The organism is Halorubrum sp. GN12_10-3_MGM (assembly GCF_005435235.1).
GTDB lineage: Archaea > Halobacteriota > Halobacteria > Halobacteriales > Haloferacaceae > Halorubrum > Halorubrum ezzemoulense.
In genome coordinates this window covers 30,040-53,164 of sequence record NZ_SGUB01000013.1, presented here as the reverse complement: position 1 = coordinate 53,164, position 23,125 = coordinate 30,040, and the positions used below count along the sequence as shown (strand labels likewise).

18 protein-coding genes are annotated in these 23,125 nt (G+C 70.0%); 12 read left to right on the top strand and 6 right to left on the bottom strand.

The genetic code is table 11. The features are described from left to right. The first annotated feature begins 63 nt into the window (after positions 1 to 63). The 5 genes from sucC (at position 64) to EXE47_RS11025 (ending at position 6,508) form a co-directional block, all read left to right on the top strand. The gene (gene sucC / locus EXE47_RS11045; protein WP_086220948.1) at positions 64 to 1,209 is read left to right on the top strand and encodes an ADP-forming succinate--CoA ligase subunit beta; all 1,146 of its coding nucleotides are present in this window, start codon (positions 64 to 66) and stop codon (positions 1,207 to 1,209) included. After that, entirely contained in the window at positions 1,206 to 2,075 is an 870-nt protein-coding gene (gene sucD, locus EXE47_RS11040; protein WP_049929456.1) for a succinate--CoA ligase subunit alpha, read from the top strand. The genes sucC and sucD overlap by 4 nt, the downstream gene beginning before the upstream one ends. A 78-nt stretch (positions 2,076 to 2,153) precedes the next feature. Further along, complete coding sequence (locus tag EXE47_RS11035; protein WP_137708280.1) at positions 2,154 to 4,700, top strand: GAF domain-containing protein; 2,547 nt, start codon at positions 2,154 to 2,156, stop codon at positions 4,698 to 4,700. An 80-nt stretch (positions 4,701 to 4,780) separates the two neighbouring features. Then, positions 4,781 to 5,101, top strand: a complete 321-nt coding sequence (locus tag EXE47_RS11030) for a hypothetical protein (RefSeq protein WP_049929458.1) — start codon at positions 4,781 to 4,783, stop codon at positions 5,099 to 5,101. Positions 5,102 to 5,185: 84 nt separating this feature from the next. Next, on the top strand, positions 5,186 to 6,508 hold the full coding sequence (locus EXE47_RS11025) for a tRNA (N(6)-L-threonylcarbamoyladenosine(37)-C(2))-methylthiotransferase (RefSeq protein ID WP_086220498.1): 1,323 nt from the start codon (positions 5,186 to 5,188) through the stop codon (positions 6,506 to 6,508). A 164-nt stretch (positions 6,509 to 6,672) separates the two neighbouring features. On the opposite strand, the gene EXE47_RS11020 is transcribed toward EXE47_RS11025, so the two are convergent. The 5 genes from EXE47_RS11020 to EXE47_RS11000 form a co-directional block, all read right to left on the bottom strand. Beyond that, entirely contained in the window at positions 6,673 to 7,758 is a 1,086-nt protein-coding gene (locus EXE47_RS11020) for a sensor histidine kinase KdpD (RefSeq protein ID WP_137708279.1), read from the bottom strand. A gap of 60 nt (positions 7,759 to 7,818) precedes the next feature. Further along, the gene (locus EXE47_RS11015; protein WP_137708278.1) at positions 7,819 to 9,891 is read right to left on the bottom strand and encodes a long-chain fatty acid--CoA ligase; all 2,073 of its coding nucleotides are present in this window, start codon (positions 9,889 to 9,891) and stop codon (positions 7,819 to 7,821) included. Between the two features lie 77 nt (positions 9,892 to 9,968). After that, positions 9,969 to 10,958 (bottom strand): hypothetical protein, encoded by a 990-nt coding sequence (locus tag EXE47_RS11010; RefSeq protein WP_137708277.1) that lies wholly within the window; start codon positions 10,956 to 10,958, stop codon positions 9,969 to 9,971. A gap of 90 nt (positions 10,959 to 11,048) precedes the next feature. Continuing rightward, a complete protein-coding gene (locus tag EXE47_RS11005; RefSeq protein ID WP_049929463.1) occupies positions 11,049 to 11,891 on the bottom strand; it encodes a translation initiation factor eIF-2B in 843 nt (280 codons plus the stop codon). A gap of 79 nt (positions 11,892 to 11,970) precedes the next feature. After that, positions 11,971 to 12,705 (bottom strand): DUF726 domain-containing protein, encoded by a 735-nt coding sequence (locus tag EXE47_RS11000; RefSeq protein WP_137708276.1) that lies wholly within the window; start codon positions 12,703 to 12,705, stop codon positions 11,971 to 11,973. A 261-nt stretch (positions 12,706 to 12,966) separates the two neighbouring features. On the opposite strand from EXE47_RS11000, the gene EXE47_RS10995 reads away from it, so the two are divergent. The 5 genes from EXE47_RS10995 to EXE47_RS19205 all read left to right on the top strand — a co-directional run bounded on the left by EXE47_RS10995 (position 12,967) and on the right by EXE47_RS19205 (position 17,054). Continuing rightward, positions 12,967 to 13,443 carry a hypothetical protein gene (locus EXE47_RS10995; RefSeq protein ID WP_049929465.1) on the top strand — a complete coding sequence of 159 codons (477 nt, stop codon included), beginning with the start codon at positions 12,967 to 12,969 and terminating at the stop codon, positions 13,441 to 13,443. A 400-nt stretch (positions 13,444 to 13,843) separates the two neighbouring features. Then, positions 13,844 to 14,782: a methenyltetrahydromethanopterin cyclohydrolase gene (mch, locus tag EXE47_RS10990; protein WP_049929466.1), complete on the top strand. Its 939-nt coding sequence runs from the start codon at positions 13,844 to 13,846 to the stop codon at positions 14,780 to 14,782. A 21-nt stretch (positions 14,783 to 14,803) separates the two neighbouring features. Then, positions 14,804 to 15,331: a hypothetical protein gene (locus EXE47_RS10985; protein WP_094519387.1), complete on the top strand. Its 528-nt coding sequence runs from the start codon at positions 14,804 to 14,806 to the stop codon at positions 15,329 to 15,331. A gap of 78 nt (positions 15,332 to 15,409) precedes the next feature. Then, positions 15,410 to 16,603, top strand: a complete 1,194-nt coding sequence (locus EXE47_RS10980; protein ID WP_137708275.1) for a potassium channel family protein — start codon at positions 15,410 to 15,412, stop codon at positions 16,601 to 16,603. Beyond that, complete coding sequence (locus tag EXE47_RS19205) at positions 16,587 to 17,054, top strand: nuclear transport factor 2 family protein (protein ID WP_137708274.1); 468 nt, start codon at positions 16,587 to 16,589, stop codon at positions 17,052 to 17,054. The genes EXE47_RS10980 and EXE47_RS19205 overlap by 17 nt, the downstream gene beginning before the upstream one ends. A 15-nt stretch (positions 17,055 to 17,069) precedes the next feature. Here the strand turns inward: EXE47_RS19205 and EXE47_RS10970 are convergent, their stop codons facing one another. Beyond that, positions 17,070 to 18,281, bottom strand: coding sequence for an iron-containing alcohol dehydrogenase family protein (locus EXE47_RS10970; protein ID WP_094582978.1), 1,212 nt, complete (start codon positions 18,279 to 18,281; stop codon positions 17,070 to 17,072). A 127-nt stretch (positions 18,282 to 18,408) separates the two neighbouring features. Here EXE47_RS10970 and gyrB point away from each other — a divergent pair, with 127 nt between their 5' ends. Both gyrB and gyrA read left to right on the top strand, forming a co-directional pair. After that, a complete protein-coding gene (gene gyrB, locus EXE47_RS10965; RefSeq protein ID WP_094582979.1) occupies positions 18,409 to 20,325 on the top strand; it encodes a DNA topoisomerase (ATP-hydrolyzing) subunit B in 1,917 nt (638 codons plus the stop codon). After that, positions 20,322 to 22,817 carry a DNA gyrase subunit A gene (gene gyrA, locus EXE47_RS10960; RefSeq protein WP_089307612.1) on the top strand — a complete coding sequence of 832 codons (2,496 nt, stop codon included), beginning with the start codon at positions 20,322 to 20,324 and terminating at the stop codon, positions 22,815 to 22,817. Before gyrB ends, gyrA begins: the two co-directional genes overlap by 4 nt. The last annotated feature ends 308 nt before the right edge of the window (positions 22,818 to 23,125 follow it).

Below are 23,125 nucleotides of genomic sequence, written 5' to 3'. Positions count from 1 at the left end.
ATGCCAAAGAAGGCGCGTCGAATCGGAACCATTTAAGCCGGTGTCGGTACCGATCCCACACGGATGAAACTTCACGAATATCAAGCGAAGTCTCTCTTCGCCGACGCCGGGATCCCGGTTCCGGACTCCCGGCTCGCGACGAGCGTCGACGAGGCGCTCGACGCTGTCGACGAGATCGGGTACCCGGCCGCGATCAAGGCGCAGGTCCACGTGGGAGGCCGCGGCAAGGCCGGCGGGATCAAGATCGCGACGGACCGCGAGGAGGCCGAGCAGTACGCCGACGAGATCCTCGGGATGGACCTGAAGGGATACACCGTCGATCAGGTCCTCGTCGAGGCCGGCGTCGACTTCGTCGACGAGCTGTACGTCGGCGTCACGATGGACCGCGGCGAGGGGAAGCCGGTCCTGATGGTGTCGACCGAGGGCGGCGTCAACATCGAGGAGGTCGCCGAGGAGAACCCCGACGCGATCGCGCGCGAACACGTCGACCCCGCGTTCGGCCTCCACCCGTACCAAGCCCGGAAGGTCGTCTACGAGGCCGGCGTCGACGCCGACGTGGCGCTCGACGTGGCCTCGATCCTCTCGACACTGTACGACCTCTACGAGGAGAACGACGCCTCCGAGATCGAGGTCAACCCCGTGATGATCACGGGCGACCGCGACGTGATCGCCGCGGACGCCGTGATGAACATCGACGAAGACGCGCTGTTCCGCCAGTCCGACCTGGCCGACATGGCCGAGGCGTCCTACGAGGACGACCTCGAACGCAAGGCCGGCGAGTACGGCTTCGACTACGTCCGCCTCTCCGGGAACGTCGGCATCATCGGCAACGGCGCCGGGCTCGTGATGACGACCCTCGACCTCGTCGACTACTACGGCGGCGCGCCCGCGAACTTCCTCGACATCGGCGGCGGGGCGAAGGCCGAGCGCGTCACGCAGGCGCTCGACATGGTGTTCTCCGACGACAACGTCGACGCCGTCGTCTTCAACATCTTCGGCGGGATCACCCGCGGCGACGAGGTCGCCAAGGGGATCAACGAGGCCCTAGAGCAGTTCGACGAGATCCCCAAGAAGGTGGTCGTCCGGCTCGCCGGCACGAACGCCGAGGAGGGGATGGATATTCTGAACACCGACCTCGTCGAGGTCGAGAAGACGCTGGAGGACGCGGTCCAGCGAGCGGTCGCGAACGCGGAGGAGGTGACCCAATGAGCATTTTCGTCGACGACGACACCAGAGTGGTGGTCCAGGGGATCACCGGCGGGGAGGGGAAGTTCCACGCCGGCCAGATGATCGAGTACGGCACCAACGTCGTCGCCGGCGCGGTGCCCGGCAAGGGCGGACAGGAGGTCGACGGCGTCCCCGTCTACGACACCGTCGACGAGGCCGTCGAGGCCGAGGACGCGGACGCCTCCGTCATCTTCGTGCCGCCGGCGTTCGCCGCCGACGCGATCTTCGAGTCGCTGGACACGGACCTCGACCTCGCGGTCGCGATCACCGAGGGGATCCCGACGCAGGACATGGCGAAGGTGAACAAGCGCCTGAGCGAGACCGACACCCGTCTCATCGGTCCGAACTGCCCCGGGATCATCACGCCCGGCGAGGCGAAACTGGGCATCCTCCCCGGTAACATCTTCTCCGAGGGGAACGTCGGGCTGGTCTCTCGATCCGGCACCCTCACCTACCAGGTCGTCGACAACCTCACCGAGCGCGGGCTCGGCCAGTCGACGGCGATCGGCATCGGGGGCGACCCGATCATCGGCACGTCCTTCGTCGACGCCCTCGAAGCGTTCGAGGCCGACACCGACACCGACGCGGTCGTGATGTGCGGCGAGATCGGCGGCGAGGACGAGGAGCAGGCCGCGAAGTTCATCGGCGAGCACATGGACACGCCGGTCGCCGGCTTCATCGCCGGGCGCACCGCGCCGCCGGGCAAGCGGATGGGCCACGCGGGCGCCATCGTCTCCGGCTCCGGCACCGGCACCGCGCAGTCGAAGATCGACGCGCTCAACGACGCCGGCGTCCCCGTCGGTGACACCCCCGAGGAGGTCGCCGACCACGTCGAGGACTTCCTGTAAGGGCCCCGCGGTCGGCGGGCTTTTCAATTTCGGTATCGGGAGCGAAAGCTAAAACTACCGGTAGGGAAACACACGCACATGAATTCTGAACCCGGCGACGCCTCTGCGGGGACCGGAGCGGCCGCGTCCGACGCGCCGGGATCGAACGCCGACTCGTCCCGATGTGTCCTGTTCGTCGACGACGAGCCGGGGGCGGCTGACCTCGCGGCCACGCACGTCGATCGGCTCGTGGACGGGATCGAGACGCTGACGCGGCTGTCGCCGGACGAGGGGCTGGAGGTGGTCCGCGACGGCCGCGTCGACTGCGTCGTCAGCGACTTCGACATGCCGGGATCAAACGGGCTCGAGTTCCTCGAATCGGTCCGCGATGTCGACCCCGGGCTCCCCTTCGTGCTGTTCACCGGGAAGGGGAGCGAGGAGATCGCGAGCGACGCCATCTCCGCTGGGGTGACGGACTACCTCCAGAAGGGGGCCGGTCGCGACCGCTACGAGATGCTCGCGAACAGCGTCGCGAACGCGCTCGGCCGCCGCCGGGCAGAGCGGGACCTCCGTGAGGTGAACGCGAAGGTCACGGCGATCCACGAGTTCGCGGCGGAGCTGGCATCGGTGACCGACGTTGCGACGGTGTTCGACCGGACGGTCGACGCGGCCGAGGACATCTTGGAGTTCGACCGCTGCGTCACCGCCCGCCGCCGCGGCGATAAGGTCGTCCCGGCCGTCCTCTCCGAGAGCGTCAGCGAGGAGGAGGTCCGGGCGTTCGACATCGGCGAGGGGGTCGTCGGGACCACGGTCGCGGAGCAGGAGACGATGGTGGTCGACAACCTCAGCGTCGACCCAGCGGACCCGGACGAACTGGAGGACCCCTCGTCTCCGGGTCGGTCGTCGGTCGGAGCCGACCGCCGGACCGGGTCGGAGGTGGCGGACCCGGTCGCCGACGACATCCGGTCGGCGATCAGCGTCCCTATCGGTTCCCACGGGGTGTTACAGGCCGTCTCGAACGGGTACGCCGCGTTCGACGAGCGCGACGTCGAGTTCGCGGAGCTGCTGGCGGCCCACGCGGCCAACGCCATCGAGCAGATCGAGACGGAGAACGCGCTCCGCCGGGAGCGAGATCGGCTGACGGCGCTGTTCCACGACCTCCCCCTCCCGGCGGTGCGCACCGTCGCCCTCGACGGGGGCGGCCGTCGCCTCGACGCCGCCAACGAGGCGTTCCGGGAGACGTTCGGCTACGGCGCCGACAGCGGGTACGAGGAGGTCTGCGACGAGGTCATCCCGGACAGCGCCGAGCGGTTCGAGCCGGAGGCGGTCCTCGAACGCGGCGAGCCCTCGCGGCTCGAAGTGCGCCGGCGGACCGTCGACGGGATTCGCGATTTTATCCTCCACGTCATCCCCGTCAAGCAGTCGGACGAGACGGTCCTCTACAGCGTCTACGCCGACATCGACGACCAGAAACGCATCGAGCGGACGCTTCGGCGGCTCCACGCGACGACCCGCGAGATGTTCGGCGGCGACTCGCGGGCGGAGATCGCCGAGGTGGCCACCCGCGCGGCGATCGACACCCTCGGGTTTCCGAGCAGCGGGGTCCGGCTGTACGAGCCGGAGACGAACGTCCTCCGCCCGACGGCGATAAGCGAGGAGGCCACCGCGGCGTTCGGCGACCGCCCCGCGTTCGGTCCGGGCGACGGCCGCGTCTGGGAGGCGTTCGAGTCCGGCCAGCCGATCGTGGTCGACGACCTCGACACGGTCGACACCGCGGTCGGGTACGGCGAACACCGGAGCCTCCTCGTCGTCCCGCTCGGCGAACACGGGGTGATGCCGTTGGGGTCGCGGGAGCCGGAGTTCTTCGACGCGACGGACGTCCAGTTGGCCCGCGTCCTCGCCGCGAACGTCACGGTCGCGCTCAACCACGCCGAGCGGACAGAACAGCTGCGCGAGCGGGACGCGGCGCTCCAGCGGGAGATAGACCGGCTGGAGAAGTTCGCCGGGCTGGTCTCTCACGACCTCCGGAACCCGCTCAACGTCGCGGCCGGCCGGACGGACCTGGCTCGGGCGCTGACCGACGACGCGGCGGTCCTCGATGAGCTCGATCGGGTGGAAGACGCCCACGACCGGATGACGCAGCTGATAGACGACCTCCTCGCGCTGGCGCGGCAGGGTCGGACGGTCGACGACATCGAGCCCGTCCCGCTGGACGAGGCGGCCGAACGCGCGTGGCGCACCGTCGACACGGCGGGCGCCACGCTCGACGCGTCGGCTGCGACGGACGCGGTCGACGCCGACCCGGAGCGGCTCCGGACGCTCCTCGAGAACCTGTTTACGAACAGCGTGGAACACGGTTCCACGAGCAGTCGGGCAACGCCCGACGACGGCGTCGAGCACGGCTCGGACGACGCCGACGACCTCACGGTCTCCGTCGGATCGCTCCCGGACGGCTTCTACGTCGCGGACGACGGACGCGGTTTCGACATCGACGCCGAGGCGGCGACGGAGTACGGGCGATCGAGTACCCCGGACGGGACGGGGTTCGGCCTCGCGATCGTGCGAGAGATCGCGGCCGCTCACGGCTGGGAACTGTCGGTCGACGACAGGGACGGCGCGCGGTTCGAGTTCCGCCCTGAATCATAGTATATAAAAAGACGGTTGGCGTGCGCAGGGTGCGCACAGGCGGGCCACGGTTATGCGCGATTCGCCCCTGTAAGTAATGTATGGACGACGGAACCCGCGAGCTGCTCGAACCGCTCCCGCCGAGCGCCAAACTGGTCTACTACGTGCTCGACGCGGAGGGCCGGTTCGACCAGACCGGTCTCGCCGAGGAGACCCGCCTCTCGACCCGCACCGTCCGGTTCGCGGTCGAGAAGCTCACCGAGGTCGGCCTCGTCGAGGAGGGGCTGTGCCCCCGCGACGCCCGCCGGTCCGTCTACCAAGCGGTTCCGCCGGCCGAGCGCGACCCCGTCGACGAGCCGGAGGCGACCGCCGACTCGGCCTCCGAGGCCGACGCGCCGACTGCCGCGGTCGCGGAAGACTGACGCGGAACGGGGCCGACTCGCCGGGCCGCCGACGCCCCGATCCGTCGCGCTTTTGCCCTCGGGACCGATAGTGAGGACACTCCGATGGCGACGTACCACATCGAAACGTACGGCTGTAGCTCGAACCGGGGAGAGAGCCGGGAGATCGAGCGCGCCCTCCGCGACGGGGGGCACCGCCCGGCCGACGGCCCGGACGACGCGGACGTCGCCATCCTCAACACCTGTACCGTCGTCGAGAAGACGGAGCGGAACATGCTCCGCCGCGCCGAGGAGCTGTCGGAGACGACGGCCGAACTCGTCGTTACTGGCTGTATGGCGCTGGCACAGGGCGAGATGTTCGCCGAAGCCGACGTCGACGCCGAGATCCTCCACTGGGACGAGGTCCCCTCGTACGTGCTCAACGGCGAGTGCCCGACGGTCACGCCCGACGCCGAACCGGTCCTCGACGGCGTCGTCGGTCTCCTCCCGATCGCGCGCGGCTGTATGAGCAACTGCTCGTACTGTATCACCAAGTTCGCCACCGGCCGGGTCGACTCCCCGTCGGTCGAGGAGAACGTCGAGAAGGCCCGGGCCTTGATCCACGCCGGCGCGAAGGAAATCCGCGTCACCGGGCAGGACACGGGCGTCTACGGCTGGGACGACGGCGACCGGAAGCTTCCCGAGCTGCTCGACCGCATCTGCGACATCGACGGCGACTTCCGGGTGCGGCTGGGGATGGCGAACCCCGGCGGCATCCACGGCATCCACGAGGAGCTGGCCGACGTGTTCGCCGAGAACGAGGAGCTGTACGACTTCATCCACGCGCCGGTCCAGTCCGGTTCCGACGACGTGCTCGAAGACATGCGCCGCCAGCACCGCGTCGAGAAGTTCCGCGAGGTCGTCGACACCTTCGACGACCGGCTCGACCACTGGACGCTGTCGACCGACTTCATCGTCGGGTTCCCCACAGAGAGCGAGGCCGACCACGAGCGCTCGATGGACCTGCTCGCCGAGGTCCGGCCCGAAAAGATCAACGTCACCCGCTTCTCGAAGCGCCCCGGCACCGACGCGGCCGACATGAAGGGGCTCGGCGGGACCGTCAAGAAGGAGCGGTCGAAGGCGATGTCCGAGCTGAAGATGGAGGTTGTCGGCGAGGCGTACGAGTCGATGGTCGGCGGGACGTTCGAGGTGCTCGTCGTCGAGGAGGGGACGGGCGACTCGGTCAAGTGCCGCGACGGCGCCTACCGACAGATCATCGTCCAGAACGCGACCGATCGCGGCGTCGAGGTCGGCGACTTCCTCACCGTCGAGGTGACCGGCCACAACACGGTGTACGCGTTCGGCGACCCCGTGACGGAGTCGACACCGGCCGACGGCGACTCGGTCGAGCGCGACGAACAGCCGGAGTCCACGCCGTCGTCGGCCTAACGCCACGCGAACGGCGCGCTTCTCCCACGCCTAACGAACTGACCGCGACCTCGGTGTCCAGCGAACGGCTCGCGCCGCCACGCGGTCGACGCGGCGCCCGAACCGACCGAGATCGCTCCCGCACGGGTCGCACGGCCGCTACTCCGAGGCTTCCGACCTCACTCTCACCGCCGATCCTCTCCGGAGTCGACGCCGGCCGAGCCGTCCGAATCCGGCCGATCGGGGAGGCGGATCCGGACCGCCGTTCCCCCCGGCTCGTTCTCCGCGAACTCGACCGTTCCGCCCGCCCGGTTCACGGCCCAGTAGATCAGCCACAGCCCGACGCCTTCGGTGTGTTCGAGCGGGGTCTCCTCGGATTTTCGGAGCGTCCGCCGCTCGATCCGCGGGATGCCGCATCCGTCGTCCGCGACGACGAGGTGTACCGCATCGTCGCGCCACACGCGCACCGTCACGGTCACGTCGTCGTTATGTTCGACGGCGTTCCGCAGCGCCTCTTCGAACGCGACCCGGACGGACGGATGCGTCCGGACGACGCAGCGCTCCGGCAGCTCCGTGCGGATCGTCGCGTCGGGCGCTTCGGCGGTCAACTGCGCCACCTCCTCCTCGACGACGGTGACCAGGTCCACCGAGCAGCGCGCGTCGGTCTGCCAGATCGACACGAGCCGTCGCGTCCGCTCGCTCGTGTCGAGGAGCGACTCCAAGTGGTCGCGGATCGTCGCCACCTGCGCTCGGGTCTCCGGGCTGTCGTCCGCCGCCTCGATCTCGGTGAGGTACCCGAGCGCCACCGAGAGCTCGTTCCGGATGTTGTGGCGCAACACCCGGTCGTTGATCGAGAGCAGCGTCGCGAGCTCCTGCGCCTCGGTGAGCTGTTCGTCCGCCTTCACCGCGTAGAGGCTCCCGCGAGACCCGACCGCCGCGCCGAGGCTGGCGGCGAACGAGAGCAGAAAGGGGAGCTTGAACGCGTGGTGTCCGATCAGCCAAATGAGCCAGACGACGGCGGCGAGCCCGGTGAACCCGAGCGCGGTCCCCGCGCCGATCCGGACCGCTCGCCACTGGCCGGAGCGAGAGATCCCCCAGCGCGGGAGGTCGCGAACGGTGTAGAAGGCGACGCCCGAGAGGCCGAGTATCAGCACCGATTCGAGTGCGATCCCCACGGTCGGGCCCGCGTGAGTCAGGTGGAGCACACCGAGGCCGAAACAACACCCCCCCAGAGCGGCGAAGCCGTATCGGGGCGGTACGTGGGGACCCATCGCCGAATTTACTCTCTCGCGACGGATATCGGTTTCTAGTTCTGCCCGGTTCCGGCCGCTCTACTCCTCGTAGATGACCTCGACCTCGTCGGCGAATCGGTCTAAGATGTTCCGTCGCTTCTTCTTCATCGTCGGCGTGAGCAGGTCGTTCTCCTCGGTGAACTCCTCCTCGACGAGCCGGAACTGCTTGATCTTCTCGTACGACTCGAACTCCTCGTTCACGCGGTCGACTTCCTCCTGAATCCGCTCGCGGACGCGGTCGTCGCGGCAGACCGCGGCGCGCTCCGCGGGCAAGTCGATCCCGTTGGCCTCGGCCCACGCCTCGACCCTCTCGAAGTTCGGCACGATGAGCGCCGAGACGAACTTCCGGCCGTCGCCGAGGACGACGCACTGCTCGACGAACTCGTTGGCGGCGAACCGGTCCTCGATCGGTCCGGGGGCGACGTTCTTCCCGGTCGAGAGCACGAGCAGCTGCTTCGCGCGCTCGCGGAACGCGACGTAGCCGTCGGGGCGGAGCTGGACGATGTCACCGGTGCGAAACCACGGCTCCGCGGCGGCGGCCTCCGCGTCTCCGGGGCCGTCCCCGCCGACGCCGACGCGGTCGTCGGCCGGGGTCCCGGCGGTGACGGCGTCGGTCGGGAGGTCGTCCGCGTCGACGAACGCGTCTGCGGTCGCGTCCGGCCGGTTCCAGTAGCCGTCCGTCACCTGTGGCCCCCGGACGAGCAGTTCGCCGACGTCGCCGGCCAGGTCCGCGACCTCTTGTCCCACCACGGAGCCGTCGATCGCGATCTCGGTGTCGACCACCGGCGGCCCGATGGTGCCGACCTTCGGCTTCTCGGGCGGGTTGACGCAGATGACGGGCGACGTCTCCGTCAGGCCGTATCCCTCCAGTATCGGCAGGTCCATCGCGTGGTACAGCGCGCACAGCTCCGCCGACAGCGACCCGCCGCCCGAGATGAAGAAGTCGATGTTCCCGCCGATCGCCTCCCGGACCGACGAGAAGACGAGCCGATCGGCCACCGCCCGCTTGGCGTCGAGTAGCGGACCGGGGGCGTCGGCCTCGTGGTGGTCGCGGCCCACGTCGACCGCCCACTCGAAGATGCGCTCCTTCACCGGCGACTCGCTCGCCTGCTCCCGGATCGCGTCGTACAGCTTCTCGTAGACGCGCGGGACGCTGGTGGTCGTCGTCGGGCGGACGAGCCCGAAGTCCTCGCGGAGCGTGTCGGGGCTCTCCGCGTACGCGACCGTCGCGCCCGCCGCGAACATCATGTAGTGGCCGGCCATCCGCTCGAAGACGTGCGCGAGCGGGAGAAACGACAGCGTCGTCGACTCGGCGGAGATGCCGGGCACCTCCGGGTCGCGGTCGGGCCGGTCCGCGAACCGCCGGTAACACTGGGAGACGTTGTCCCGGAAGTTGCCGTGGGTGAGCCTGACCCCCTTCGGCTTCCCGGTGGTCCCGGAGGTGTAGATCAGGCTGGCGAGGTCGTCGACGCCGACCGCGTCGAGCCATCCCTCGTAGGCCGCCTCGTCGAACGCCGCGGCGCCGCGCTCGTGGACCTCGCCGAGGGTGTACACGTCGTCCACGTCAGCGTCGGCATCGTCCCCGAGGTCGTCGGTGTCGACCTCGTCGAGGGTCACGATCGCGTCGAGGTCGTGTTCGAGGTCGCCGCGCACCGCGAGGACCTCGCGGAGCATCTCGCGGTTCTCGGCCACGACCACGGTCGCCTCGGGGTCCTCCAGCAGGTAGCGCAGCTGGCTCGGGGACGACGAGGCGTACACGGTCGTCACGACGGCGCCAGCGGCCAGCGCCGCGAAGTCGGTCTGAGCCCACTCCATGCGGGTCTGCGAGTACATCGCCAGTCGCGTGTCGTCGTCGACGCCCAGCTCGCGCAGCCCGGTCGCGAGGTTCCGGACGATCCCCCGCATCTCCGCGTACGTCACGTCGGCGTACTCGCCCGCGGGGGCCTCCGGAACCACCCCGGACGCGACGAGCGACCGGTCGTGGACTCCCCCCTTGTACCGCTGTGCGATCCGGTCAGCGTGCCGCTCCGCGGTGCGTTCGAACGTCGCGGGGAGCGTCTCTCGGGCGATGGCGTCGTCCGTGAACGCTCGTTCCGCCTCCTGCCAACTCATACCCCCCCAGACCCGCCCTACCTTCATAAACAATCCGGTAGTTTGGAGTTTCCGCCGGTCCGGGGCGCCCGGGAGAGTCAGCGGCCGCGGGCGATTCGTCCCCCGACGCGGTCCTTATCGGCGCGGATCCGGTCTGCGACCTCCGCGATCTGGGCCAACACCGGGTACCGCGGCCCGTCGGTCGGGCCGTAGAGGTAGGCGTAGAACGGCCGTTCGCGGTCGGCGTCGAGCGGCGTGCGCGGCGTCAACGGGGGATCGTCTAACGAGCGCTGTCGGTCGGCGGCGAGGTCGTCGCACTCCCCTTCGAGTTCCGTCAGCCGGCTCCAGACGTCGACGGCGGCCTCGGCCTCGCAGCCGGGTCGGACCCCGTCTAAGTGACCGAGCAGCCGGCGGCCACGGCGGTCGATCGCCGACAGCGCTGACTCCCTGTCGCCGATCGCGTCGATCTCTTCGTCGATCGCGTCGGCGAGGCGTTCGCGTGCGTCGACGGCGCGGCGGCTCCGGTCGACGAGCGCCGACTGCGCGGCGCCCGAGAGCCCCCCGTCCGACGCCAGCGCGGTCACGGCGTCCGGACCGAGTTCGGCCGCCAGGCTCTCCGCGGGCGTCTCGTCGTACTCGGCCCGGTAGTGGGGGAGCGACAGCACGGTGTCGTCGTACGCGGCCATCACCCGTCTGAGGCTGACGCTGCTCCCGGGCGATCCGCCGCCGGGGCCGCGCGCCCCGTCGCCGGGAGCGCCCATTCCGCGGAGCGAGCCGGCCGGCACGCCGGACGGCGTCGAGTCCGTCGCGGCCGAGATGGTGTCGATGTCGGCCACGCGGTCGGCGAACGACTCGAACGCGTCCCGCTCGTCGAGGACGCGGCGTCGCTCGCGGTGACAGGCCGCCTCGGCGTCCCGGACGTACGCGAACGCGACCAGCGCGGCGAGACCGACGATCGCGACCGCCGTCAGCACGCCCGGATCGGTCGCGACCGCCCACAGGTCGCACCAGCCGCTCGAACACCCCGCCGCCGTCACCCCCTGATCGGGGATCTGAAACACCGTCGTCGAACCCGTACGAACGCTCATTACGCCTGTTAACACGGTACACACACAAAGCGCTTTTGTCCGCTCGACGGGGTTCGCCGGCAGCGCTCGTCTTCTCGCCTCGTCGGGCCCTCAGTCCCGGACGCCGTCGTCGGTGATCACGGTGTCGATCATCCCGATCGGGGTGGCGTCGTAGCTCGGGTTCTCGATCTCGACGTCCTCGACGGGTTCGCGCATCACCTCGACGGCGTCGCGGAACTCGTTCTCGAACCGGAACTCCTCGATCGTCTTCGCGCCCGAGCCGACCGCGGTGACTGGGACGCCGAGCTCGCGCGCCGTGACGACGAGGGGGAACGTGCCGATCCGGTTGTAGTAGGTTCCCCCGGTAATACAGGTGATACCGAGCAGGACGCGGTCGCAGTCGCGGAGCGCGTACCCCATCGCGCTGTCGACGACCATGCGGACGTCGACGCGGGACACCCCGGCGAGAATCCGCGCGGTCTTGCGGCCGAGCGTCCGCGGGCGCGCCTCGGTGACGTAGACGGTCAGGTGCGCCCCGTCGCGCGCGGCGTTCTCGATCGCCTCCAGCACCGTCGTGGAGTAGTCGTGGACGAGCAGCGTGTCGCCGTCCTCGATGTGCTCGGCCGCGTTGGCGGCCGCCTCGCCCTTCGCCGTCTCGATGTCGTCGACGACGCGGGCGATCACGTCCTCCAACAGCTGCTTCGCGCCCTCGACGCTCGTCGCCTCGCCGACGATGGATCGCTCGACCTCGCGCATCGCGTTGTGGAGCGCGGCGTGGGAGGGGTTCGACCGGCGCAGCACGCCCGCGTTGTGTTCGAGGTCGCGCTCGAACTCGTCGACGGTCACGTACTCCCGGTCTAACAGGTCCGCGAGCGACCGCGTCGCCTTCACGGCCACCGCGGACGTGCTGTGGGTCCGCATCGCCCGGATCTCGGCGACGGTCTCGTCGATCATGCCCGAAGGGTCGACCGCGCCGGTAAAAGGGGTTCCGGGGGCGAGTCGGCGGCGAGGCGCCCCGGAGTGCGCCGTCGCACTACTCGAACCCGATCCGGCCGATCGCGCGCGGCAGACAGCCCGCGTCCGGTTCGAGGTACGAGTAGTGGTCCGCCACCAGATCGCTGACGTCGATGTCGGCGTAGCCGTCCGGCGCCGTCGCGGCGCCGGACAGCCCGCCGTGGCCGACCGCCCGGGTCCGGTCGGAGGCGCGGTACACCCACCCGAGGACGCGGTCGTTCCGGCTGTAGAAGTTGTAGAGGGGCGCGTCGAGCGCCCCAATTGCCGCCCCGTACGCCCCGTCGGTCCCGACGCTGTCGTGCGGGATCGCCCCGCCGAACAGCGACACCGACGCGAGGGCGTCCGTTCGCCCCCTGTCCGCGAGCTCGCGCAGCGTCGCTCCGGTCACGCGAGCGCCGAGCGAGTGCGCGAACACGTGGGCCGGACGGCCGTCCTCGTCCGCCCACGCCGTCAGCCAGTCGGCGAGCGGGGCGGCGTTGGCGTCGGCGGTGCGCTTCGCCGGTCCCCAGTCGTCGTTCGACGACCACGAGTAGCCGATCACGGGGGGGACGCTCGCCGCCGCGTCGTCGCCGCCCGCCGAGTCCGACGCCGCCGCCAGCCCCAATCGCGCCGCGTACGCCTGATCGCGGGCCGACTCTGCGTCCGCGCCGAGGCCGTGGACGTACAGGACCACCGCGTCGCTGCCGCCGAACTCCCACGACCCCGAGCGCGTCGTCGGCTCGTCGGCGTCGAGCCGCCCTCGGGTGGAGACCATCGGCTGTGACTCTGGCGCCTCGTACCCGCCGAAGTCGCCGTCGAGCGCGTTGGCGACGTACAGTCCGCCGCCCCCGAGGAGACCGACGCCGCCCGCGACGCCGTAGAGGAGCCGGCGGCGGGTAACGGGGCCGGACGAGTCGTCCGATGCGTCCGAGCTGTCAGGAGTGGTATCGGATGAGATATCGAATCGTCGGCCCGAGCGATCAAATAGCTGACGCGGCGGCGACGGCTGTTTATAAACGGGTCCCCTACGAGGCGTATGAGCTACCCGGTCACGTACTACTGTCCCCACTGCGGGACGCTCGTCGCGCTCGAACGCGAGGGGTACCTCGCGGACAAGTCGGTGACGCCGTACCCGCTGGAGGGGTGGACGTACGTCGCGCCGACCGAGCCGTTCGACGCCGACGAGGCGACCGAAGACGGCGACACCGCCGACGCCGACGGCGTCCGGTTCGTCTGCGGCGAGAGCGACGGCGTCGAGTGGGACCCGCACGACGGCGTGCGCGGCACCGACGTCGGCGGCGACGAGCCGTACCGCGAGCCGGACGCCGAGGGCGTCGGCTGCGGCGAGGCGTTCTACCTCTCGTTCGTCCGCTACGACGAGGGGCGCGAGATCGACCCGCGGGCTGAGTCTGCCCCCGTCGAGATCAACCCCGATCCGAGACCGAGCGGGCCCCGCGGTCCGAGCGGCCCCGGCGAGGCCGGCGGCCCGAGCGACTCCGACGGCTTCTGGTGACGACTCGGAACGCTCGCTTACATCCGCCTCACGAAGCATTTCGGTCGAACGCTCCCGAAATCGCGCTCGCTCAATTCTAAATAGTCGCTGGTGGACCGGCGACGGACACCGGCAAAGCCCCACCGGAAGACGTTCCTGCTCGCTTTGCTGCGCGGGCTGCGACTTCCGTGCTCCCGCTCGCTTCGCTCGCGGGAACGCGCAGTACCGCAGCCTCACACCTCCCCAGCCGCGTCGCTCGCCGCGGGCGAGCGACTCCCTCGCGCGTGCTCCTCACGCCCTGCGGGCGTTCGGAGGCACGCGCCACCGCCTCGGTTGTTTATAAGTAACGTCCACCGGATCTCTTGCGACGCCCCGAGCCGAACAGCCAAACCCCTTAAACGGGGAGCGAGTACGCTCGTTTATGGAAAGCATCAATCGGACCGCGATCGAGCTGGTCGACGAGGCGCTCGACTTCGCCGGCGAGCTGGATGTCGTCGGCTACGAGCTGGACAACGGCGCCACCGTCGTCGACTTCGGCGTCGACGCGGCCGGCGGCGTCGAGGCGGGACTCCTGCTCGCGGAGATCCAGACCGCCGGGCTCGCGAACCTCCAGACGCGAATGGGCCGGCTCGCCGGCGCGCCGCGCCAGTACGTCGAGCTGTCGACGGACCACCCCGCGGTCGCGCTGCTCTGCTCGCAGAAGGCCGGCTGGGAGCTGACGACCGAGGGCGGCTTCGAGGGGCTGGGTTCCGGCCCCGCCCGCGCGCTCGTCGGCCGCGAGACCGAGTTCGAGCGCGTCGGCTACTACGACTCCTCCGAGTTCGCCACGCTGGCGGTCGAGTCGACGGCGCTCCCCGACGAGGAGGTCGCCGAACAGGTCGCCGAGCTGGCCGAGGTCGACACCGACGGCGTGTTCCTCCCGACGTTCGCCACCGGCTCGACCGCGGGCTCCGTCACCACCGCGGCCCGCGCCGCTGAACTCGCCGTCTTCCGCCTGTTGGAGGTCGGATACGAGCCCACGGACGTGCTCCACGCCTCCGGCTCCGCGCCGCTCGCGCCCCCGACCCGCGACGAGACCGAGGCGATGGGCCGGACCAACGACGCCTTGGCGTACGGCGGCGAGGTCCACCTCCAGGTCGCGCGCGACGACGACCGCTTCGGCGAGATCGTCTCGACCGCGGGCGAGGAGTACGGCACCCCCTTCGTTGAGGTGTTCGAGGACGCCGACTGGGACTTCTACGACGTGCCCGAGAGCGTGTTCGCCCCGGCGCGGGTCACCGTCGACGTCGTCGACGGCCCCGTCTACACCGTCGGTGAGACCGACGAGGAGCTGCTCGCCGAGTCGTTCGGCTACCGCTGACGCCGCGAGCGTCCCCGACTGATGCGACTCAAACCCGTCCCCGAACCCCCGGCCGACCTCGACGCCCTCCGCGAGTACCAGCGCGCGGTCCCGCTCGTCCCGGGTACCGCTGACGACTGCTGCGCCCGCCTCCGGCGGCGACGCGACCTCCCCGACCGTCAGACCGCGAACGACTGGCTCGCGTTCCTGCGCGCGCTCAACCTCGCCGAGGACACCTCTCGGGGGTTCGTCCGCGCCGACGCCGAGCCGACGCCGGAGCGCGTCCGCGAGGGGCTCCGAGAGGAGGTCCTGTTCGGCCCCGAGGCGCTCGCGGCGCTGCGGGAGGCCTCGACCGACGACCCGCTGACCGCCCCCGACCTCTTCGCCGCGACCCGCGACCGAGTTCCGCGGCACGACAGGGCCCGCGATCCCGACTGGGAGGCGACGTGGCGGGGCCGCGCGGCCCGGCTGCTGGGATGGCTCGCGCTCGTCGACCTCGCCGCGCCCGTCGGCGACGGCACGGAATCGCCAGAGGATGCGCCGGGCTACGTCGCCGGCGACGCGCTCTGACGCGGCGGTCGTCTCCTCCGCTCCGACCGTTCGAACTCCCGCAACAAGCCTTTTACTCGGTGCCGGAGAGGGAGTCATATGGGACGATTCGACGAGCGCACGGTCCGCTACGAGCCGACGAGCGTCAAGGACCTGCTCGTCGAGATGAAGGACACCGCGGAGCTGTTGATCGATCTGTCTTATTCGGCGGTTCTCCACGCGAGCCCGACGGTCGCGCACGAGGTCGTCGAGCTGGAACACCGGATGGACGTGCTCCAGATGCGCGCCCGGATGAGCCTGATGCTCGCCGCGCGGAACCCGAACGAGGCGGAGACGCTCGCGCCCGTGCTCGGCGTCATCGCGGCCGCCGACAAGGTCGCCGACGCCGCGGGCGACATCGCCAAGATCGTCACCGAGGAGATCGGGCTCCCCGAGGCGATGCGGGGCGCGCTCTCCGCGGGCGTGGAGACGCTCGTCCGCGGGACCGTGCGGGGCGAGTCCGCGTACGCCGGCCGGAAGCTGGACGATATCGACCTCGAATCGGAGACCGGCGTCCGCGTCATCGCGGTCCGGCGCGACGAGGACTGGATCCTCAACCCCGGACCGACCACCCGGTTAGCGCCCGGCGACGTGACTCTGCTTCGGGGGCCCGAAGCGGGCGTCGAGGACGTGTACCCCGAGCTGAGCGGCGACCCGTTCGAGCCCGAGCCCGCGCCCGAGCCGGCGATCGACGACTTGGAGCGCGCGGTCGACTCGATCGTGTTGATGAAGAACCTCTCCGAGCTCGCCGTCGACCTCGCGTACGGGTCGGTCCTCTTCGACAACGAGGAGCTGGCCGAGGAGGTGAGCAACCTCGAGATCGAGGTGGACGCGCTCCAGTCGCGGTTCGAGGCGTGGACGCTCCGCGCCGCGGCCGAGGCCGACGACCCGGTGTCGCTGCGGGGACTCATCCACCTCGGCGTCGCGACCGAGGAGATATCCGACGCCGCGCTGGCGATCACCGAGGGAGTCCTCCGTGACCTCGACGTCCACCCGGTCGTGGAGATGGCGGTCCAGGAGTCCGACGAGATAATCACCCGGACCGTCGTCGTCGAGGGGAGCGAACTCGACGGGACCGCCGTCGCCGACGGCGTGCCCGCGACCGACATCTCGACGAGCGTCCTCGCGATCCGCCGCCCGGACGAGGGGTGGCTGGTCGGCCACGACATCGACACCACGCTGCGGGGCGGCGACGTGATCATCTCGAAGGGAACCCGGACCTCAGCCGAGGAGTTCGATGCCCTCGCGGCGTGAGGCGGACGACGCAGAGCGCGGAGCGAACGCCCCCGACAGCGGAGCGAACGCCGACGCGGACAGCAGAGCGAACGCCGACGCGGACAGCGGAGATCCGGCGGGCGAAAGCGCCGACCCCGCCGCGCTCGCCCGGGCCTACTACGACGCGATCGACGCCGGCGAGTACGAGCGGCTCGCGTCGCTGCTCGACCCCGAATTCGTCCAGCGGCGCGGCGACAGGACGTTCGAGGGACGCGACCGGTTCGTCGCGTTCATGCGAGACGGGCGGCCGAACACCAACACGACCCACGCGGTCGACCGCGTCTATCCGTCGGGTCCCGGCGTCGCGGTCCGCGGCCGCCTCCGTGACGCTGACGGCGACGTGCTGTTCGCGTTCGTCGACGTGTTCGAGACCGAGGCCGGGCGGTTGACCTCGCTTGAGACGTACGGGGCCGAGTCGTCCGACGGATAGGCCGTCTCCCCGGCCTTACCACGCCGCCCGCAACACGCCGAGGATCTCCTCGGGAGTCGCGTCGAGGTCGGCCGGCGCGCGCTCCATCGGCGGGTCCTCGGCGACGAACTCGGCGATCGCCGGGAGGTCGTCCTCGTCGGTCTCGGGGAGATCCCGGAGGCGGCTCGGGACATCGAGCGCGTTCCGGACCTCGGCGACGGCCGCGACGACATCCTCGGCGATCGCTGCCTCGTCGCGGCCGCCGGTCCGGATCCCGAGCCCGGCGGCCAGCGCCCGCCGGCTCGCGTCGACCTCGTCGAAGAGGTACGCCAGCGCGTGCGGCGCGACGACGGCGTGGATCGCGCCCTGCTGAACCTCATATCGCCGCGCGAACCCGTGGCCGAACGCGTGGATCACGCTGATCTTGGAGTCGAGCTGGACGAGCAGCGACCCCACGACCGCGCGGTCCATCGCGTCCTCGCCGCCCGGTCGGTCGCCGGCCACGCGGGGGAGCGCGTCCGAGAGGAGGCGGAGTCCGTGGACCGCGGCCGCGTCGCTCACCGGGGAGGCGTCGCGGGCGTACGGCGTCTCGATCCCCTTGTCGAACCCGTTCATCGCCGACCCGGCCAGCACCGAGGCCGGCGTCGTCTCGAACAGCGCCGGGTCGGCCACGTCGACGATCGGCCACGCGCCGCTCCCGCTGACGGTCACCGGCTGTCCGGTCGGCGACTCGTCGGCCGAGAGGACCTCCAGCGAGCCGCCTGTCGAGACGTCCGCGCCCGCGAATGTCGTCGGCACGACGACAGCCGGGAGGGCGGGGCCGCTCTCAGGCGCCAGGTCGCCGAGCGCGTCTGCGCCGGCCTCCGCGTCGCCGCGGAGGGCGTCGAGATCCCGGCCGTCGGCCGCGAGCAGCGTCGCCTGTCTCGCGACGTCGAGGCTGGCGCCGCCGCCGACCGCGACGAGGACGTCCGCGTCCGCCTCGGCCCGCGCGTCGAGGAGGTCGTAGGCGGTCTCGACCCGCTTGTCTGGCGTTGTCCCGTCGAAGACGCCGACGAGTCGGTCGCCGAGGCCGTCTCGGACCGGATCCATCAGGGCGTTGTTCGCGCCGGTGTTCGAGCCGCAGACGACGAGCGCGCCGTCGAGGCCGCGATCGCCGAGCCAGGCGCCGAGGTCGGCGACTCGTCCCCGCCCGTACCGGATCTCGCAGCCGCGGTGAACGTGGTCGAAGGAGTCCGCGATCGGTAGCATCGGCGACGGGTACGCGAGGGCGCGGTTTGTAGCTGTGGGAGAGCTAGGCACACGTCGCCGTCGGGGGCTCACACGCGCGCGTGCGCCGGGTTTATAACCCGACAGCGACTAGCGAGTGTAAGTTCCTATGTCAGAGCAGAGCGAATACGGAGCCGGCCAAATTCAGGTCCTCGAAGGCCTGCAGGCCGTCCGTAAGCGACCGGCGATGTACATCGGGTCCACGGACGGTCGGGGGCTCCACCATCTCGTCTACGAGGTCGTCGACAACTCCATCGACGAGGCCCTCGCGGGCTACTGCGAGGAGATCGAGGTACGGATCCACGACGACGGCTCCGTCTCCGTCAGCGACGACGGGCGCGGCATCCCCGTCGACACTCACGAGGAGTACGACCGCCCCGCGCTCGAGGTCATCCTGACGGTCCTCCACGCCGGCGGGAAGTTCGACTCCAAGTCGTACCAGGTCTCCGGCGGGCTCCACGGCGTCGGCGTCAGCGTCGTCAACGCCCTCTCCGAGCGGCTCGAGGTCGAGGTCAAACGTGACGGCGGCGTCTTCCGCCACCGGTTCGCGCGCGGCGAACCCGACGAGGACGGCTTCGAGCGCGTCCGCGACATGGACGCCGGCGAGTCGACCGGGACCGAGATCCGGTTCTGGCCCGACGAGGAGATATTCGAGACGACGGAGTTCCAGACCTCCACGCTCTCGAACCGACTCCGCGAGCTCGCCTTCCTCAACTCCGGTGTCGAGATCCGCCTGGCCGACGACCGCGACGACAGCGAGGAGACGTTCCGCTACGACGGCGGCATCCGCGAGTTCGTCGAGTACCTCAACGAGACGCGCTCGCCGATCCACGAGGAGGTCATCTACTTCGAGGGCGAGACCGACGGCGTCCACGTCGAGGTCGCGATGCAGGCGACCGAGGAGCTCCAGGGCTCCGTCCACGCGTTCGCCAACAACATCAACACCCGCGAGGGCGGCACCCACCTCACCGGCTTCAAGACCGCCCTCACGCGGACCGTCAACGACTACGCCAACGAACAGGGGCTCGTCAACGACCTCGACGCCAACCTCAAGGGCGAAGATGTCCGCGAGGGGCTCACGGCGGTCGTCTCGGTGAAACACCCGGACCCGCAGTTCGAGGGGCAGACGAAGACGAAACTCGGCAACAGCGAGGTCCGCGGCGTCGTCGAGTCCGCGACCCACGAGAAGCTCGGCACCTTCTTCGAGGAGAACCCCGACACCGCCGAGAAGGTCGTCCACAAGGCCGCGGAGGCGGCGCGCGCGCGGAAGGCCGCGAAGAAGGCGGAGGAGCTCACCCGCCGCAAGTCGGCGCTGGAGTCGACCGCGCTCCCCGGTAAGCTGGCGGACTGCCAGACCCGCGACCCGACCGAGGCGGAGCTGTTCGTCGTCGAGGGCGACTCCGCGGGCGGCTCGGCCAAGCAGGGCCGGAACCGCGAGAACCAGGCGATCCTCCCGCTGAAGGGGAAAATCCTCAACGTCGAGAAACACCGCCTCGACCGCATCCTAGAGAACGACGAGATCCGCGCGCTGATCACCGCGATCGGCGCGGGCATCGGCGAGGAGTTCGACCTCGACGACGTCCGGTACAACAAGATCATCCTGATGACTGACGCCGACGTCGACGGCGCCCACATCCGGACGCTGCTCCTCACGCTCCTCTATCGGCACATGAAGCCACTTCTGGAGGCCGGCTACGTGTACGCGGCCCAGCCCCCGCTGTACCGCGTCCGGTACCGCGGCGAGACGTACGACGCCATGACCGAGGCGGAGCGCGACCGCATCGTCGAAGAGGAGTGCGACGGCAACCCCACGCAGGTCCAGCGGTTCAAGGGGCTCGGCGAGATGAACCCCGACCAGCTGTGGGACACCACGATGGACCCGACGAACCGCCGGCTCAAGCGCATCACCATCGACGACGCGGCCGCCGCGGACCGCATGTTCAACGTGCTGATGGGTGACGCGGTCGAGCCGCGCAAGCAGTTCATCAAGGAGCACGCGACCGAAGCGGAGTGGGTGGACATATGAGCTCGGAGACTCCCGACGCCGACCCCGGCGACGTCCGCGCAGCACAGGTGACGAACGCCCGCATCGAAGACGAGATGGAGCAGTCGTACATCGACTACGCGATGTCCGTCATCGCGGGTCGCGCGCTCCCCGACGTGCGCGACGGGCTCAAACCCGTCCACCGCCGGATCCTCTTCGCGATGAACGAGGCGGGCGTAACGAGCAACTCCGCGCACCGCAAGTCCTCCTCCGTCGTCGGCGAGACGATGGGCGATTACCACCCGCACGGCGACAGCGCCATCTACGACACCCTCGCCCGGATGGCGCAGGACTTCTCGATGCGCTACCCCTTGGTCGACGGGCAGGGGAACTTCGGCTCCGTCGACGGCGACCCGCCGGCCGCGATGCGGTACACGGAGGCCCGGATGGCCCCCATCGCCGAGGAGCTCATGGCGGACATCGAGCGCGACACCGTCGACTTCCAGGCGAACTACGACGACCGCCTCGAGGAGCCGGAGGTGCTGCCCGCGGCGTTCCCGAACCTGCTCGTCAACGGCTCGTCGGGTATCGCCGTCGGAATGTCGACGAACATCCCGCCCCACAACCTCGGCGAGGTGATCGACGCCACCGTCGAGCTGATAGAGACCCCCGACGCGACCGTCGAGGATCTGATGGAACACGTCAAGGGGCCGGACTTCCCGACCGGCGCGAACATCGTCGGGCGGAACGCGGTCCACAAGGCGTACAAGACGGGGCGCGGACGGATCCGCGTCCGCGCGGAGTTCGAGGTCCACGAGGAGGAGGGACGGATCGTCATCAGCGAGCTCCCCTTCCAGCAGAACAAGTCGCGGCTCGTCGAGCGCATCGCCGAGGACGTCAACGAGGGCGCGATCGAAGGGATCCGCGACCTGCGCGACGAGTCGGACCGCGACGGGATCCGGATCGTCGTCGAGCTCAAGCGCGACGCGATGGCGGAAGTCGTCAAGAACCAGCTGCTGGAGAGCCACCTCGAACGCACGTTCGGCGTCATCAACCTCGCTCTGGTCGACGGCTCGCCGCAGGTGCTGGACCTCAAGCAGACGCTCGAACACTACGTCGACCACCGCCGCGAGGTGGTGCGCCGGCGCTCCGAACACGAGCTCGCCGAGCGCGAGGACCGCGCACACATCCTCGAAGGGCGGCTGAAGGCCCTCGACAACGTCGACAGCGTCGTCGAGACGATCCAGGACTCCGACGACCGCGACGCCGCGAAGGCCGCGCTGGAGTCGGCGTTCGACTTCACCGAGGCGCAGGCGGCCCACATCGTCCGGATGCAGCTCGGCTCGCTCACGTCGATGGAGACGGCAGAGATCGAGTCGGAGTACGAGGAGGTGAAGGCGCGTATCGAGCGGCTGGAGACGATCCTCGCCGACCCCGCCGAGCTCGATCAGGTGATCGTCGACGAGCTTCAGGAGATCAAAGCCGAGTACGACGACGAGCGCCGGACGAGCTTCATCGAGGACGCGGGCGACGTGACCCACGAGGACCTCATCCCGGAGGAGGAGTGCGTCGTCGTGATGAGCGAGGACGACTACATCAAGCGGATGTCGCTCGACACGTTCCGCGCGCAGAACCGCGGCGGCAAGGGGATCATCGGCACGGGGCTCAAAGAGGGCGACCGCGTCTCCTCGGTGTTCGCGGCCAACTCCCACGACTACCTCCTCGTGTTCACGAACCACGGTCAGATCTACGAGCTGAAGACCTACGAGATCCCGGAGATGTCCCGCACGGCGCGCGGGAAGTCCGCGGTCAACCTCCTCGACCTCGACGACGGCGAGGAGATCGAGTCGGTCGTCAACACCGAGGACTTGGACGACGACGAGTACCTCACGATGGTCACCCGCGGCGGCTACATCAAGCGGACCGCGGTCGACGAGTTCGGGAACATCCGCTCGACCGGGATCCGGGCGATCCGGCTGGAGGACGGCGACGAACTCGTCGACGTCGAGGTGACCGACGGCGACACGGACATCGTCATCGGCAGCCGGGACGGGATGGCGATCCGGTTCGAGGAGTCCGAGGCGCGCGCCATGGGTCGGACGGCCCGCGGCGTGATCGGCATCGACCTCCGCGAGGGCGACGCCGTCGCGGGCGTCGCCGCCATCGACGACGAGTACCACAACTGGGTGCTCACCGTCACCGAGAACGGCTACGGGAAGCGCTCCGACCTCGACGAGTACCGCCCGCAGTCGCGGAACGGGAAGGGGCTCGTCGACATCAAGACCGGCGACCGGAACGGCGAGGTCGTCGCCATCGAGGCGGTGACCCACGGCGACCACCTGATCGCCATGAGCGCCGACGGTCAGATCATGCGGACCCGCGTCGAGGAGGTATCGACGGTGAGTCGCAACACGAAGGGCGTCATCGTGATGAACCTCGACCCCGACGACGAGGTCGCCTCCGTCGACATCGTGCCCGAGTCGATCCACGCCGCCGCGGACGGCGACGACGAGGCGGAGACGGACGACGAGTAGGCACCGCGCTCGGCGGCGTCCGTTCGCTTTCCAGGCGCTACCGGTCCTCTGTGCGGGCTTGAACTCCCGTCGCGACGAGCGATGCCCACGGAACGACGCAGCGGCCTCGCCGCGGGAATCGGTGCGCTCGCCGGCGCGACTGCCGGCTGCCTCGGACGGAACAGTGCCGAGCCGAGCCGCCTCGACCTGCCGGTCCGCGACGACGGCGACGCACCGGTGGACGTGGCGGGACCGTCGAGGTCGCGGGCGAGTACGCACACCTCCGGCGAGTCCTTCAGGAAAGTTACTTACTGTCGCCGCGAAAATCA

What these genes read in the sequence shown, in the direction of transcription:
- sucD (WP_049929456.1), top strand. Translation starts at nt 1,206, where the DNA reads ATGAGCATTTTCGTCGACGACGACACCAGAGTGGTGGTCCAGGGGATC.
- EXE47_RS19205 (WP_137708274.1), top strand. Translation starts at nt 16,587, where the DNA reads ATGCCCTCGCGGCGTGAGGCGGACGACGCAGAGCGCGGAGCGAACGCC.
- EXE47_RS11000 (WP_137708276.1), bottom strand. Translation starts at nt 12,705, where the DNA reads ATGGTCTCCACCCGAGGGCGGCTCGACGCCGACGAGCCGACGACGCGC.
- EXE47_RS11005 (WP_049929463.1), bottom strand. Translation starts at nt 11,891, where the DNA reads ATGATCGACGAGACCGTCGCCGAGATCCGGGCGATGCGGACCCACAGC.
- EXE47_RS11010 (WP_137708277.1), bottom strand. Translation starts at nt 10,958, where the DNA reads ATGAGCGTTCGTACGGGTTCGACGACGGTGTTTCAGATCCCCGATCAG.
- gyrB (WP_094582979.1), top strand. Translation starts at nt 18,409, where the DNA reads ATGTCAGAGCAGAGCGAATACGGAGCCGGCCAAATTCAGGTCCTCGAA.
- sucC (WP_086220948.1), top strand. Translation starts at nt 64, where the DNA reads ATGAAACTTCACGAATATCAAGCGAAGTCTCTCTTCGCCGACGCCGGG.
- EXE47_RS10995 (WP_049929465.1), top strand. Translation starts at nt 12,967, where the DNA reads ATGAGCTACCCGGTCACGTACTACTGTCCCCACTGCGGGACGCTCGTC.
- EXE47_RS11035 (WP_137708280.1), top strand. Translation starts at nt 2,154, where the DNA reads ATGAATTCTGAACCCGGCGACGCCTCTGCGGGGACCGGAGCGGCCGCG.
- mch (WP_049929466.1), top strand. Translation starts at nt 13,844, where the DNA reads ATGGAAAGCATCAATCGGACCGCGATCGAGCTGGTCGACGAGGCGCTC.
- EXE47_RS11020 (WP_137708279.1), bottom strand. Translation starts at nt 7,758, where the DNA reads ATGGGTCCCCACGTACCGCCCCGATACGGCTTCGCCGCTCTGGGGGGG.
- EXE47_RS11025 (WP_086220498.1), top strand. Translation starts at nt 5,186, where the DNA reads ATGGCGACGTACCACATCGAAACGTACGGCTGTAGCTCGAACCGGGGA.
- EXE47_RS10970 (WP_094582978.1), bottom strand. Translation starts at nt 18,281, where the DNA reads ATGCTACCGATCGCGGACTCCTTCGACCACGTTCACCGCGGCTGCGAG.
- EXE47_RS10980 (WP_137708275.1), top strand. Translation starts at nt 15,410, where the DNA reads ATGGGACGATTCGACGAGCGCACGGTCCGCTACGAGCCGACGAGCGTC.
- EXE47_RS11015 (WP_137708278.1), bottom strand. Translation starts at nt 9,891, where the DNA reads ATGAGTTGGCAGGAGGCGGAACGAGCGTTCACGGACGACGCCATCGCC.
- gyrA (WP_089307612.1), top strand. Translation starts at nt 20,322, where the DNA reads ATGAGCTCGGAGACTCCCGACGCCGACCCCGGCGACGTCCGCGCAGCA.
- EXE47_RS10985 (WP_094519387.1), top strand. Translation starts at nt 14,804, where the DNA reads ATGCGACTCAAACCCGTCCCCGAACCCCCGGCCGACCTCGACGCCCTC.
- EXE47_RS11030 (WP_049929458.1), top strand. Translation starts at nt 4,781, where the DNA reads ATGGACGACGGAACCCGCGAGCTGCTCGAACCGCTCCCGCCGAGCGCC.